General features: G+C 52.2%; 10 protein-coding genes and 6 tRNA genes. 6 read left to right on the top strand and 10 right to left on the bottom strand.

Features of this window, described 5'->3' with window-relative positions:
* Positions 1-40 precede the first annotated feature (40 nt).
* Both CWI71_RS10640 and CWI71_RS10645 read left to right on the top strand, forming a co-directional pair.
* Positions 41-595, top strand: coding sequence for an inner membrane-spanning protein YciB (locus CWI71_RS10640; protein ID WP_126755255.1), 555 nt, complete (start codon positions 41-43; stop codon positions 593-595).
* A complete protein-coding gene (locus CWI71_RS10645; RefSeq protein ID WP_126755256.1) occupies positions 576-1,478 on the top strand; it encodes an alpha/beta hydrolase family protein in 903 nt (300 codons plus the stop codon). The genes CWI71_RS10640 and CWI71_RS10645 overlap by 20 nt, the downstream gene beginning before the upstream one ends.
* On the opposite strand, the gene CWI71_RS10650 is transcribed toward CWI71_RS10645, so the two are convergent.
* Both CWI71_RS10650 and CWI71_RS10655 read right to left on the bottom strand, forming a co-directional pair.
* Entirely contained in the window at positions 1,459-3,972 is a 2,514-nt protein-coding gene (locus tag CWI71_RS10650; RefSeq protein ID WP_126755257.1) for an ABC transporter permease, read from the bottom strand. The two genes, CWI71_RS10645 and CWI71_RS10650, sit on opposite strands and share 20 nt — an antisense overlap.
* Positions 3,962-4,642, bottom strand: coding sequence for an ABC transporter ATP-binding protein (locus CWI71_RS10655; protein WP_126755258.1), 681 nt, complete (start codon positions 4,640-4,642; stop codon positions 3,962-3,964). The genes CWI71_RS10650 and CWI71_RS10655 overlap by 11 nt, the downstream gene beginning before the upstream one ends.
* Positions 4,643-4,644: 2 nt before the next feature.
* Between CWI71_RS10655 and CWI71_RS10660 the strand changes: the two genes are divergently transcribed.
* Entirely contained in the window at positions 4,645-5,265 is a 621-nt protein-coding gene (locus CWI71_RS10660; RefSeq protein ID WP_126755259.1) for an arylesterase, read from the top strand.
* 136 nt (positions 5,266-5,401) lie between these two features.
* Here the strand turns inward: CWI71_RS10660 and CWI71_RS10665 are convergent.
* The 5 genes from CWI71_RS10665 to gltX all read right to left on the bottom strand — a co-directional run bounded on the left by CWI71_RS10665 (position 5,402) and on the right by gltX (position 7,392).
* Positions 5,402-5,477 (bottom strand) — tRNA-Glu (locus tag CWI71_RS10665).
* Positions 5,478-5,505: 28 nt separating this feature from the next.
* Positions 5,506-5,581 (bottom strand) — tRNA-Glu (locus CWI71_RS10670).
* Between the two features lie 30 nt (positions 5,582-5,611).
* A tRNA-Glu gene (locus CWI71_RS10675) sits at positions 5,612-5,687 on the bottom strand.
* Between the two features lie 28 nt (positions 5,688-5,715).
* Positions 5,716-5,791, bottom strand: a tRNA-Ala gene (locus CWI71_RS10680).
* A gap of 191 nt (positions 5,792-5,982) precedes the next feature.
* On the bottom strand, positions 5,983-7,392 hold the full coding sequence (gene gltX, locus CWI71_RS10685; protein WP_126755260.1) for a glutamate--tRNA ligase: 1,410 nt from the start codon (positions 7,390-7,392) through the stop codon (positions 5,983-5,985).
* A gap of 226 nt (positions 7,393-7,618) precedes the next feature.
* Between gltX and CWI71_RS10690 the strand changes: the two genes are divergently transcribed.
* Both CWI71_RS10690 and CWI71_RS10695 read left to right on the top strand, forming a co-directional pair.
* Positions 7,619-7,694 (top strand) — tRNA-Val (locus CWI71_RS10690).
* A 30-nt stretch (positions 7,695-7,724) separates the two neighbouring features.
* Positions 7,725-7,800: transfer RNA gene (locus CWI71_RS10695), tRNA-Val, on the top strand.
* A gap of 104 nt (positions 7,801-7,904) precedes the next feature.
* On the opposite strand, the gene CWI71_RS10700 is transcribed toward CWI71_RS10695, so the two are convergent.
* From CWI71_RS10700 to CWI71_RS10710, 3 genes are read right to left on the bottom strand one after another with little or no spacing between them, the layout of a single operon-like run.
* Positions 7,905-8,381 carry a DUF2919 family protein gene (locus CWI71_RS10700; RefSeq protein WP_126755261.1) on the bottom strand — a complete coding sequence of 159 codons (477 nt, stop codon included), beginning with the start codon at positions 8,379-8,381 and terminating at the stop codon, positions 7,905-7,907.
* Between the two features lie 2 nt (positions 8,382-8,383).
* Entirely contained in the window at positions 8,384-10,408 is a 2,025-nt protein-coding gene (gene uvrB / locus CWI71_RS10705; protein WP_126755262.1) for an excinuclease ABC subunit UvrB, read from the bottom strand.
* Positions 10,408-11,766, bottom strand: coding sequence for an MATE family efflux transporter (locus tag CWI71_RS10710; RefSeq protein WP_126755263.1), 1,359 nt, complete (start codon positions 11,764-11,766; stop codon positions 10,408-10,410). The genes uvrB and CWI71_RS10710 overlap by 1 nt, the downstream gene beginning before the upstream one ends.
* A gap of 236 nt (positions 11,767-12,002) precedes the next feature.
* On the opposite strand from CWI71_RS10710, the gene CWI71_RS10715 reads away from it, so the two are divergent.
* Positions 12,003-13,187 carry a pyridoxal phosphate-dependent aminotransferase gene (locus CWI71_RS10715; RefSeq protein WP_126755264.1) on the top strand — a complete coding sequence of 395 codons (1,185 nt, stop codon included), beginning with the start codon at positions 12,003-12,005 and terminating at the stop codon, positions 13,185-13,187.
* Positions 13,188-13,415 lie beyond the last annotated feature (228 nt).

Here is a 13,415-nt window from a genome sequence, read left to right on the forward strand (position 1 = left end):
TCTGGCAAACTCAACGCATTAAAAGTGATTGGAAACCACCATGTTGTTTGTTCTTGAATATTTACCTATCGCGCTGTTTTTCATATTTTATCTGCTTGGCGATATTTTTGTTGCCACAGGCGTACTTATGCTCGGTACGGTCTTACAGATCTTAGCCCTGAAGTTTATGCGCGAGGTGATTACCCCGCGTCACTGGATTATCTTATGGGTGGTTATGATCTTCGGTGCCATTACCCTATTCCTGCACGATGAGTGGTTTATTAAGTTGAAAGTCAGCGTGATCTACGTGGCCATTGCTTTATTCTTACTCATCGGCCTGTGGTGGAGAAAACGTAGCCCGCTGCAACAATTTTTAGGTGAGGAAATTAACTTACCCGAATTTGCCTGGCGCCGGCTAACCTACGCCTGGGTGATCTTCACGCTGAGTCTGGCAGCCGTCAATCTGTATATTGCTGAGTTCTGGAGCCTCGACGCCTGGGTCAACTTTAAGGTCTTTGGCCTGTTGGGCGCGACGCTGGTCTTCACTATTTTCACCGGTGCCTACATGTTCCGTCATCACACCGATCGTGAGAAAGATGCCGAAGAAATCGAGTAACAGTTTCAGCTTAATGACCGCACCTGAGCGAACCATTCAGGTGCAGCATTATCGCAGCGAGAATCCCCGCAAACTTGTCATTATGGCACCGGCCATGGCGGTGCCACATAGCTATTACCGCGAATTCTGTCAGTGGCTCACCACCCAGGGCTACGACGTGCTCGGGTTTGATTATTATGGTATTGGCGCCAGTCAACCGGGCAGCTTACGCAAAATCGACAGCAGCATTACTGATTGGGCGCGGTTCGACGCACAATGTGTACTCAACTACGCCCTTGATAACTTTCCCGCGTTACCCACCGTATGGTTCGCACACAGCATCGGCGGACAGATTTTTGGCATGTTAGAACGGCATGACGAAGTCGAACGCATGGTCACGGTCGCCACCGGCACCGGTTACTGGCGCGAAACCCAGACCGGACTGAAGTACAAGTCGTGGCTATTGTGGCGTGGTATCGTGCCCTGGCTGTTACCCCTGGTTGGATATTTTCCGGGCGAACGGCTGGGAATTGTCGGTAATGTGCCGCGCAGCGCTATGGCGCAGTGGCGGCAATGGTGTCTGCATCCTGATTACCTGGTCGGTGCTGAGCAATTATACGAGCGTTACGCCGGCGTTGAGACGCCCATTATCAGTCTGGCTTTTAGCGACGACGAGTTGCTAACCCGCCGTAATATTACCGCCATGCATGACTTTTATCGCAATGCGCCGCAGCGGCGTGAATTTGTTACGCCGGCGGACTGTGGCGTTGCCCGTATCGGGCATTTTGCCCTGTTTCGCCCCCGCGCGCAGCAACTCTGGCAGCAGCTGTTAGCGCCGCAAATCAATGCGGCGCTCCCCGTCGCTGATACCGCGTTAGCGAGTGCTACGCCAGACGCCGGATAAGTTGCGCAGTATTGCGTCGGATCAGACGCGCGCAGGCAACGCGGCCCATGGTGCCGACAATCAGCGCACCGGCCAGCGGGCCGATGAGCCAGAAACGCCAATGCACGCTGGCAGCCAGCTCAAACACCTGGGTTTGCAGAATCCACAAGGACAGCTCCATGGCAAGGGTTGCGATAAACCCGCTGATGGCGCCAAGAATTACAAATTCATAGGTCACGCTGCGGCTAAGTAACTTCGCCGGCGCACCCAGGGTACGCAGTATCACCAGTTCTTTCTCGCGCTCCTCCATAGACGCCTGCACCTGTGCCAGCAGCACCAGAATACCGGCAATAATCACCAGTATGAGCACAAACAATATGGCAATACTGACCTGTTCAATCACCTCGCGAAGCTGGTCAATAATGGCATCGAGATCAATTAACGACACCTGCGGGAAAGGCCGGAACAGCTGGTACAACTCATCTTTACGCTCCTGCGGCAGATTGAAACTGGAGATATAGGTCGCCGGGAAGTCTGACAGCGTCGCCGTGTTGAAAATCATATAGAAATTCGGCTGCAATGAGCCCCAGTTGACTTCACGCACACTGGTAATCGGCACGGTGAAAACCTCACCGCCAATATTAAATGTCAGCTCATCACCAATACCAACGCGCAGGCGTTCGGCGACCTCGCTCTCAATCGAGACCTGTGGTTTCGCATTGTCCTGCCACCACTCGCCAGCCACCACCGTATTGTTCGGTGGTAGTTCGTCACGCCAGGTTAACGACAATTCGCGGCCAAAGCCCTCACGCTGTTCTGACTGCGGCGCTTCGGCACTCTCCTGCTCTTCCTTACTGACTTCATCGAGCACTGGCATATCATTCACCGCAATCATGCGGCCGGGCACAATAGGATACATGTCGTTGGCTTCGACATTGCGCTCCTCGAAGCGTTGTTGCAACTGCTCCACATCACTTTGTGCGACATTGACCAGAAAGTAATTCGGCGCATCTTCCGGCAGTTGCTCCTGCCAGTCAGCCAGCAGTTCATGACGCAATGCCAGTACCAGCAGCAACAGCATAATGGCGGTTGAGAAGCTGAGCATCTGCACACTATTGGCCTGCGCGCGACGCTGCAAACCAGCCATCGCCAGACGCCACGCACTGCCTGCCTGCATACCCGCCTGACGGCTGGCACGAATAAACAGCCGCCCGACCAACAGCAAAATCAACGCCGCCAGCGCACCACCAGCAAACAATGCGGTAGAGAGCAGCCATTGCTGGCTATAGAGCCACAACAAGAAGTAAATGGTACCGCCCGAGGCCAGCCAGTGTAACCAGCGACCACTGCCGCTACCGGTCATTTGCCGGTTTAAGACGCGCAGCGGCGGGATCTCAATCAATCGCAACAGTGGGTATAGCGTAAACATCACCGCACTCACCAGACCGGTTCCTGCCGCGAGCAAATAGCCACGACTACCGGCAGGCGGCAGATTGACGTCAAAATAGCTGGCCACCAGATCCACCACCAGACCCTGCAATAGCCAGCCTAATAACAGACCGGTGGCGATACTCAACAGCGTCAGTAACAGCAGGTGCATAATAAACACCCGCTGGATCTGTTGACGCTGCGCCCCCAGCGTTTTAAAAATGGCAACGACATCGTAATTACGCTGACAGTAGCGTTGTGCTGCAACAGCGACCGCGGTTGCTGCCAGCACCACACCCAGTAAACTCGCCAGTAGCATGAAGCGCTCCGCACGACGTAAACTGCGTGCCAGCGGCGAGTCACCATCCTCAATACTACGCCAGTTATGGGTGTCATCATTCAGTTGCGGTTTCAGCCATTCTTCGTATTCTGTCAGCGCTTCGCCCGGACCCGCATAGAGAATGTTATAACGCACCCGGCTGCCTGGCTGAATCAGCCCGGTCGCCTCAAGCTCACTGTAGTTAATCAGTACATTAGGGCTGTCCGTGAACACCGAAAAGCCCACATCAGGCTCATAGGTCAGCACTTTACTGACCCTGAACTGACTGTCACCAACTTCAATAGTGTCCCCGACTTCCAGCGCCAGCTCCTGAAACAATGCGGAAGCGACCCAGGCTTCACCGGCCTCGGGTATGCCCTGGGTAACCTGTTCCGGCGCATAAGGCTGCTCTGCGGTGCGTAATTCGCCGCGCAGCGGATAGCCTTCACTCACGGCTTTCACATCCACCAATGCCAGTTCATCATTAGCAAAAGCCATGGAATTGAAGACAACCCGATTGGCCAGCTGCAGACCTTCGTCGCGCGCCCGCTCCAGCCAGCTTTCATCGACCGCACGGCGTGAGCTTAAGACCCGATCTGCCGCCAGAAACTCAGCACTGCGTGCAGTTAAGCCCGACTGCAGCCGTTCGGTAAATAGCGCCAGTGATAATACGGCAGTCACTGACAATACAATCGCCGCCGCCATGATGGTCAGCTCGCCGCGGCGCAGCTCCTGTTTTAGTAAACGCCACGAAATTCTAGCCCACATCGCCAGTCACCTCGGTCAGTTTGCCCGCATCCATACGCAACACCCGCTGACAACGTTTTGCCAGCTCGGTGTCGTGGGTCACCATGACTAAGGTAGTGCCCGACGCCTGATTCATTTCAAACAGTAAGTCTTCAACCTTATGCCCCGTAGCAGAGTCCAGGTTACCGGTAGGCTCATCGGCAAACAGAATTTTCGGAGTACCGACAAAGGCCCGCGCAATGGCAACCCGTTGCTGCTCACCACCGGATAACTGATTGGGGTAATGGGTCAGCCGATCGCTCAATCCGACGTTACCGAGCAGCTCTCTGGCCTGCTGCTCGGCCTCTTTATTACCGGCCAGCTCAGCCGGTAACATGACATTCTCGAGTGCCGTCAGACTGGGAATAAGTAAAAAGGACTGAAAGATAAATCCGACTTTATCCGCGCGAACTTTTGCCCGCTGCTCCTCATCCAAATCGCCCAGATTTACGTTATCTATAGAAACCTTTCCGTCACTAGCGAGGTCCAAGCCAGCCAGAAGACTCAGCAAGGTAGATTTACCAGAGCCCGACGCGCCGACTATGGCAACGGTCTCACCGGCACTGATTTGCAAGTCAGTTGGCTGTAAAATGTGTAAAATACCCTCACTAGTTTCTACATTTTTCGTTAATTGAGTGGTTTGAATAAGCATTTATGAAAAACTTCCTGGTTAAATTGAGTTTGATTCTGTTCGTCGTTGTCCTTATACGTCCAGTTTCAGCAAATGTCTCACTTGTCGTATTAGGCGATAGTCTGAGCGCCGGTTACGGCATGTCTCAGCAAGAGTCATGGGTAGGCATCCTACAGCAACGCTGGCAACAGACCCACCCCTCTATCGATTTGGTGAACGCGAGTATCAGCGGCGACACCACGCAAGGCGCGCTGAACCGCCTTGACGGTATTATTAAAACCCATCAGCCCGACGCCGTATTTATTGAACTTGGCGGAAATGATGGCTTACGCGGCTTTATGCCGAGCACGATTAAGTCCAATTTGGAACAGATCATCCGTCGCTTGCAAGAGGAAAACGTGAAAGTTGCGGTGAGTCAGGTCAGAATTCCGCCGAATTACGGACGCCGTTACAGTGAAATGTTTGCCGATATTTTTCCGGAAGTGACGCAGACCACCAATACGTTACTGGTGCCGTTTTTCATGGAGGAAATTGCCTTGCGTCCGGAGTTGATGCAAAACGACGGGATTCATCCAAACCGCGATGCGCAGGACGACATCGCCAACATCATGGAACCCCACCTACTACAACTACTAGAGCGTTAACAGTTATTAGATATTGGATATTGGATATTGGATATTGGATATTGGATATTGGATATTGGATATTGGTTGAGAGCGAGAGCGCAAGAAAACGAATATCCAATAACGAATATCCAGTAACGTTTTTGCTTTTGAGAAGTGGCGTCCCCTAGGGGATTCGAACCCCTGTTACCGCCGTGAAAGGGCGGTGTCCTAGGCCTCTAGACGAAGGGGACCCTGGACTTGCAGTGCGATATGAATTGTTGGCGTCCCCTAGGGGATTCGAACCCCTGTTACCGCCGTGAAAGGGCGGTGTCCTAGGCCTCTAGACGAAGGGGACCCCGGACAATTTACTTGCAGCTTGAAAAAGTGGCGTCCCCTAGGGGATTCGAACCCCTGTTACCGCCGTGAAAGGGCGGTGTCCTAGGCCTCTAGACGAAGGGGACGCAAACCTTTTTCAGTGTGTCAGAATGGTGGTGGAGCTAAGCGGGATCGAACCGCTGACCTCTTGCATGCCATGCAAGCGCTCTCCCAGCTGAGCTATAGCCCCAGTACCCTGACAGCGGGGCGAATTCTATGGTAATTCGCTGGTGACCGTCAACCTTTTTTTTGGCAATTTGAATCGTTTGCTAAATTTTTAGACAGTTCGCACAAATGCTCACCAGCTTTTGCACAGATTCCGTTCTGTACCGGTCCCTTCCCCGCTTTACTCAGCAATGTGACAGAGGCGCTCGGCTACTGTTATTGCGCCTGTTCGCGCTCCATAATATAAGAAATCGCCCGCGCGATACGCCCGATCACTTGTTCCTGATCAATCAGTTCCAAAGTAACGTCCAGTGATGGTGAGTTACCGGAGCCGGTGACCGCAACACGCAGCGGCATACCGACTTTACCCATACCAACGTCTAAGTCGTCTGCTGCGGCCTGAATCGCTGTCTGAATGTTCGCGGCATTCCACTCCTCTACCGCTACCAGACGCTCTTTTGCCGCCTCCAGTGGCTGACGGGCAACCGGGCGCAGATGCTTTTTCGCCGCAGCTTCATCGAACGCTTCAAATTCTTCATAGAAATAGCGCGCGGAGGTCGCCATTTCTTTCAGCGTTTTCACGCGGTCCGCCAACAACGGAATGATTTTCTCAAGCGCCGGGCCTTTACTGACATCAATGGCCTGATCGCTGAAATGCCATTGTAAATGCTCAGCAACTTCAGAAACCGGTAACGATTTCATGTAATGCTGATTCAGCCAGTTCAGTTTTTCGGTATTAAATGCCGACGCAGCTTTATTGACATCGTCAAGCTTAAACAGTTGTACCATTTCGCCAACGCTGAAAATCTCCTGATCGCCGTGCGACCAGCCCAGACGTACCAGGTAGTTCAGTACCGCCTGTGGCAGGTAACCATCATCGCGATACTGCATGACACTCACGGCACCATGACGCTTCGATAACTTCTTCCCATCATCACCCAGAATCATGGAGACGTGCGCATACTCCGGCACCGGTGCGCCTAACGCCTGCAAAATGTTTATCTGCCGCGGCGTATTATTAATATGGTCTTCACCACGCACCACATGCGTGATCTTCATTTCCCAGTCATCAATGACAACACAGAAGTTATAGGTTGGTGTGCCGTCACTGCGGCAAATGATCAGGTCGTCCAGTTCGCTGTTGGCAAACTCAATAGGGCCACGGATATGGTCGTTAAATTTCACTGAGCCCGACTGTGGATTGCGAAAACGGATGACGTAACGATCACCTGACACATCAGGATTGTCACGACAATGACCGTCATAGCGCGGCTTTTCGCCCTTTTCCATCTGCTCTTCACGCATCTGTTCCAGACGCTCAGTGGAGCAATAGCATTTGTAAGCTTTATCTTCTTCTAACAGCTTATCGATATAGTGCTGATAGCGATCAAAACGTTTGGTCTGATAAAAAGGACCGGCATCCCAGTTTAAGCCCAGCCATTCCATACCTTCTAAAATGGCATCAATAGCCGGTTGTGTAGAACGCTCGCGATCGGTGTCTTCAATACGTAAGACAAAGTGACCACCAGCGGCCTTGGCCACTAACCAGGAATACAGCGCTGTACGCGCACCGCCAACATGCAGGTAACCTGTTGGACTAGGGGCAAAACGAGTGACGACCGTCATAATAGTTGCATTCTCCGCATCATTCGGGTTATTTTGCTGCGTAGTTTAGCAATATCCAGAGGTGGTCGCATCACTGGTTTTGCGAAAACCATAAGAGTTTTAAGGTGAACTGTACGATTCGACGGCGAATCGGTGAAAAAGACAGCAAACAGTGCACCGGGGTGATATTTTCTGTTGACAGGGCTTCGAAGCGCCCTATAATACCGCCCCGCAACGCAGAGAAAACGGATGGTTAGCTCAGTTGGGAGAGCACCGCCCTTACAAGGCGGGGGTCACTGGTTCGAGCCCAGTACCATCCACCACTCTACTTCGTCTCTGCAGACCGACCCAATGGATGGTTAGCTCAGTTGGGAGAGCACCGCCCTTACAAGGCGGGGGTCACTGGTTCGAGCCCAGTACCATCCACCACTCTTAAAAGCGAAAGCGTTACTAGTTATTCGATACTTGTTACTGCTGTAGCCCGTAGTTCTACTACGGGGTAATTTGACGTTTCCGTTATGTCTGTTAAAACCTTAATCGGTTTCGGTGGCGAGCAGCTGGAAGAAGCGTTTCAGGTGGCGTGAATACAGTAGCAGCCAGAACGCGATCAGCCAGGCAAAAATAATCAGCGCTTTGACAAACGCAAAGTGCGGCCAGTTCGCCGCCACTAAACTTGCCAGCAGCACACCGTCTGCCACCCAGCTTAACCACAACAACGCCGGCGCAATTCGCGCGAACTTCGGTACCCAGGCCGGCATTTTTGCCTTGATCTGCGTCAGCATAATCAGCACTGCCAGTGCCGGCACACCGACGCTCAGTGTCAGGGCAAACTGTTCGGTATTGGCATAAAAAAACTGCAATAAGCGACTGCGATCTTCACTAAAGGTCAGCGAAATGATCCAGGCGATATAACCGCGCAAAAACAGCGCCAGCAAAAAAATAAGCGCCAGCGGCGTTTTCAGTTGGCCGTCATTGGTTAAATAGCGCTCATCACCCAGTTGCAGTTGCATCCCTACCCCAACAACTTAATCCGTTCACGCAGCTGCGCCACTTCGTCCCTTAACTGCGCAGCCTTCTCGAACTCGAGGTCTCTGGCGGCCTGGTACATTTCTTTTTCGATTTTCTCCAGCGTCTTCAGCAATGCCTTCGGATCGTTCAGATCAACATCGTATTTGGCTTCAGCTTCTGCCACCGCTTTGCGTTCTTCATACGACTTACGCCGCTGACGGGCGCCACCTAGATCCATGACATCGGTAACACGTTTGGTCAGTCCCTGCGGGGTAATGCCATGCGCTTCATTGTGGGCAATCTGCTTCGCCCGACGGCGCTCGGTTTCATCCATCGCGCGACGCATCGAACCGGTAATTTTATCGGCGTACAGAATCGCTTTACCATTCACATTTCGCGCCGCGCGGCCCATGGTCTGAATCAACGAACGGTCAGAGCGCAAAAAGCCCTCTTTATCAGCATCCAGAATTGCCACAAGGCTGACTTCCGGCATATCCAGACCTTCCCGCAGCAAGTTAATACCGACCAGTACATCAAATTCGCCCAGACGCAGATCGCGGATGATCTCCATGCGCTCGACGGTATCGATATCCGAATGCAGATAGCGCACTTTCACGCCATGTTCATCCAGATAATCACTGAGATCCTCCGCCATTTTCTTCGTCAGCGTGGTCGCCAGCACACGTTCATTGCGCTCTACCCGCTCACGGACTTCAGACATCAGATCATCCACCTGGGTCGCAACCGGGCGCACTTCAATGATCGGATCCACCAGCCCGGTGGGACGCACCACCTGCTCAATCACTTCGCCAGCTGACTTCTCAAGCTCATAAGGGCCCGGGGTTGCCGTGACATAAATCGTCTGCGGTGCAATCGCTTCGAATTCTTCAAATTTTAGCGGCCGGTTATCCAGCGCCGACGGCAGACGGAAGCCATAATTCACCAGATTTTCTTTACGTGAGCGATCGCCTTTATACATTGCGCCCACCTGGGACACGGTCACGTGCGACTCGTCGATGATCAGCAAAGCATCATCAGGTAGGTAGTCCAACAGGGTCGGAGGCGGTTCGCCAGGCGCCCGGCCGGACAGGTAACGCGAGTAGTTCTCAATGCCCGAGCAATAACCCAGCTCGAGCATCATCTCAATATCGTATTGCGTGCGCTGAGTAATGCGCTGCTCTTCAATGAGTTTATTGGCATCGAGCATCTGCTGACGCCGCTCTTTGAGTTCATCTTTAATCTGTTCGATGGCTTTAAGAATGGTTTCCCGCGGCGTGACATAGTGCGTTTTCGGATAAATAGTCGCGCGCGCCACGTCGGCTTGCTGGATCTGTCCGGTCAGTGGTTCAAAAAAACTAATACGGTCAATTTCGTTATCAAATAACTCAACCCGCACCGCCATCTCGTCGGACTCGGCCGGAAAAATATCGATGACCTCACCCCGGACCCGATAGGTACCGCGTTCAAAGGCCGCATCGTTACGCTTATATTGCAATTGGGCCAGACGCCGCAAAATGTCGCGTTGATCAATAATGTCGCCCCGTCGCAGGTGCAGCATCATTTTCATATACGACTCGGGGTCACCCAAACCGTAAATACAGGACACTGACGCTACCAACACAACATCGCGACGCTCCATCAGCGCTTTGGTAGCTGACAAGCGCATCTGCTCAATATGGTCGTTAATTGATGCATCTTTTTCGATGAAGGTGTCGGTGGTCGGTACGTAAGCCTCCGGCTGATAGTAGTCGTAGTAGGAAACGAAATACTCCACCGCGTTATTGGGGAAAAACTCCTTCATTTCGCCGTACAACTGCGCCGCCAGCGTTTTATTGTGTGCCAGGATTAGCGTCGGGCGTTGTACCTTCTGAATCACATTGGCCATGGTGAAAGTCTTACCTGAACCGGTTACGCCCAGCAGCGTCTGATGTGCCAGGCCGGCCTCAAGATTATCGACCAGTTGCTCAATGGCGCGCGGCTGATCGCCGGCAGGCTGATACTCGGAAACTAATTCAAAAGCGCGCGCCATTATGCATTCTCCTCCCGCCATTCTTTATTCAGGTATTTCTGGAACCACTTCCAGGCAAGTGCCGCAGTGATAATGTTAGCGACCACCCCGCCAATAAACAAACCGGTCATATCCGCAATCAGCGAGCCAATGTAACTTAGCGGAACAAACATCACGAACAGACGCACCACACTCAGCCATAGCGCTGAAATAGGCGCATGCATGGCATTAAAACTTGAGTTCGTCAGAATAATCACGCCCTGCATGCCATAACCAAGCGGCATAATATAAATAAACAGACGAATCAGTCGCGCGACCTCCGGATCATCGGTAAAGATCTGCGCAATCCAGGGTGCGGTGAGTAATAACACGACATAAATCACGAGCTGTAGCACAATCACGGCCCGTAATGCCGTCACATAGGCATCTTTCACCCGTTGGAACTGCATGGCGCCAAAGTTCTGGCTAATCAGTGGCGGCAGACTCATTGAAATAGCCAGAATAATGACACTGGCCAGTGACTCCAGCCGCGTGCCTACCCCAAAGGCTGCCACTGCGGCGGCACCATAACCGGCAATAATCGCCGTCATGACCGCCATTGCCAGCGGCGTCAACATATTGGCGCCAGCCGCCGGCAAACCAATAGAAAGGATCTGCCGTGCCGATTTCACCGGGTGGGCGTCGTCAGGCACCTTAAAGCTGATCAAGTCTTTGTATTTCAGGTACCACAGCACTAGCGCGGTGCCGATCGTCCAGCTGATGACGCTGGCAAGGGCCGCGCCCTGCACCCCCATGGCTGGCACCGGGCCCAGACCAAAAATTAAAATGGGGTCGAAAATGGCATTCAGCAAGCCGCCTGAAGCCATAATCAGCGACGGCGTACGGGTATCACCTGAGGAGCGTAAAATGGCATTCCCCACCATCGGAATAACCAGCAAGACAGCGCCGGCAAACCAGATAAACATATAGTCGTAGATAAGGGGTAACAGCCGCTCCTGTGCCTGCAAGCTGACAAAAATAGGCTTCATCAGTAATAAACCCACCGCAGACAAGGCTGCTACCATCAGGGCGGACACCGCCAGTGCAATACAGCCATCGAAACGGGCATGCCCTTCACGTCCTTCGCCGCGCTTGCGTGCCAGCACTGCCGACGTGCCAATGCCAAGACCAATTGCGAGACTCACCAGGGTAAAGGTGACCGGAAACGTGAAACTCACCGCCGCCAGCGGGTCAGTGCCAAGCATACCCACAAAGAAAGTATCGACCACATTAAAACTTATCAGGGTGAAGACACCAATGACCACCGGCCAGGTCATCTGCCATAGCGTTGCCGGAATGGGATCCTTCACCAGAGATTTTGCCGATACAGCTGAGGCCATTAAGCTTCCTAACAGTTAAGTTTTCGTGGTTGAACAGACGTATGAACAGAAAGTCGTCTAGTCTATCGGAATTCGCCTTTTGACGCCATGTTGAGCAAACCCGTCAGGCAAAGAAATTCGCCAAGGATCCCGTTCCGATCATGGACAATATTCCTTAAGGATCATATAGTACAGCTCTTCAAGCGAGCTACCTGCTTACGTTCGATCCATAGGAATTAGATCCACAGGAAATTGTCGTGAACTACACATTGTCTGATCGTGTTAATGCTATTCAACCTTCACCTACCCTTGCTGTTTCACAAAAAGCTGCTGAGCTGAAAGCGGCCGGCCATGACGTTATCGGCCTGGGAGTCGGTGAACCTGACTTTGATACTCCTGAATTCATTAAAACTGCAGCCAAGGCCGCGATTGACGCAGGCCACACCAAGTACACCGCAGTGGACGGCATCGTGGAGCTGAAACAGGCGGTCATCGCTAAATTCAAACGCGACAATCAGCTCAGTTATGAAAAGAATGAAATTCTGATCTCAGCAGGCGGCAAGCACAGTATTTTTAATCTGTTAAGCGCCTGGCTGAATCCTGGTGACGAAGTGCTGATTCCTGCACCGTATTGGGTATCGTACCCGGACATGGCCAAACTGGTTGGCGCTGAACCTAAGTTTATTCAAGCTGGTATTGAGCAGCGCTATAAGATCACGCCTGAGCAGTTGGCCGAGGCCATTACCCCAAAAACCCGTTTACTGTTTTTGAATAGCCCGTCGAACCCGACCGGCACCGCATATCGCAAAGAAGAGTTGATGGCACTTGCCGAAGTACTGCGCGAGCATCCGCAGGTACTCATTGCCAGTGACGATATGTACGAACATATTCTCTGGGCAGAATTCCCGTTTGCGAATATCGCTATGGCCGCACCGGATCTGAAAGACCGCATTGTGCTGCTTTCCGGTGTTTCCAAAGCCTATTCCATGACCGGCTGGCGTATCGGTTATGCAGCAGGCCCGCAACCACTGATTGCGGCGATGAAGAAAATCCAGTCGCAAAGCACCTCGAACCCGGCCAGTATCAGTCAGTACGCGGCACTAGCGGCGCTGACCGGCGACCAGAGCTGTATCGACACCATGGTTCAAGCTTTCAAGCTGCGTCATGACTACTTGGTTGAAGCCCTGAATAACATTCCGGGTATGCGCTGCATTGAGGGCGACGGAACCTTTTATACCTTTGCCAACATTGAAGAGATGATGCAAAGCAAAGGCCATGCCTCAGACATCGAATGGTGTGCGGCATTACTGAATGATGCCAAAGTGGCATTAGTACCAGGTTCGGCGTTTGGAGCGCCCGGTCACTGCCGGTTCTCGTTTGCCACCGACCTTGACACGCTAAAAGAGGCCGTCGCTCGTATCAAGGACTTTGCGACACGTTAAATCTATTCGCATTACTTAAAAAAATCTAACACCGCCTGAAACAACAAGATTTTGGGCGGTTTTTTGTGTCAAAAATTCACCAGATTTATGAAGAAATACACAAGCTGTGCTGGTTTGCTATACAGTTTCGCTAAAGCGTCAATCAATTTTGGCGCAAATCAATAAAATTTTATATCTGCTTGATTTTACTAGCTTTAATTTTTTGTAGTTAATTTTTAAGCAATGCGC

Source organism: Pseudidiomarina insulisalsae (assembly GCF_003987065.1).
In the GTDB taxonomy this organism is placed as follows: Bacteria; Pseudomonadota; Gammaproteobacteria; order Enterobacterales; family Alteromonadaceae; genus Pseudidiomarina; species Pseudidiomarina insulisalsae.

Bases quoted from the DNA above. Each gene is read 5' to 3' on its own strand.
- CWI71_RS10640 (WP_126755255.1), top strand. From the start codon at position 41: ATGTTGTTTGTTCTTGAATATTTACCTATCGCGCTGTTTTTCATATTT.
- CWI71_RS10645 (WP_126755256.1), top strand. From the start codon at position 576: ATGCCGAAGAAATCGAGTAACAGTTTCAGCTTAATGACCGCACCTGAG.
- CWI71_RS10650 (WP_126755257.1), bottom strand. From the start codon at position 3,972: ATGTGGGCTAGAATTTCGTGGCGTTTACTAAAACAGGAGCTGCGCCGC.
- CWI71_RS10655 (WP_126755258.1), bottom strand. From the start codon at position 4,642: ATGCTTATTCAAACCACTCAATTAACGAAAAATGTAGAAACTAGTGAG.
- CWI71_RS10660 (WP_126755259.1), top strand. From the start codon at position 4,645: ATGAAAAACTTCCTGGTTAAATTGAGTTTGATTCTGTTCGTCGTTGTC.
- gltX (WP_126755260.1), bottom strand. From the start codon at position 7,392: ATGACGGTCGTCACTCGTTTTGCCCCTAGTCCAACAGGTTACCTGCAT.
- CWI71_RS10700 (WP_126755261.1), bottom strand. From the start codon at position 8,381: ATGCAACTGCAACTGGGTGATGAGCGCTATTTAACCAATGACGGCCAA.
- uvrB (WP_126755262.1), bottom strand. From the start codon at position 10,408: ATGGCGCGCGCTTTTGAATTAGTTTCCGAGTATCAGCCTGCCGGCGAT.
- CWI71_RS10710 (WP_126755263.1), bottom strand. From the start codon at position 11,766: ATGGCCTCAGCTGTATCGGCAAAATCTCTGGTGAAGGATCCCATTCCG.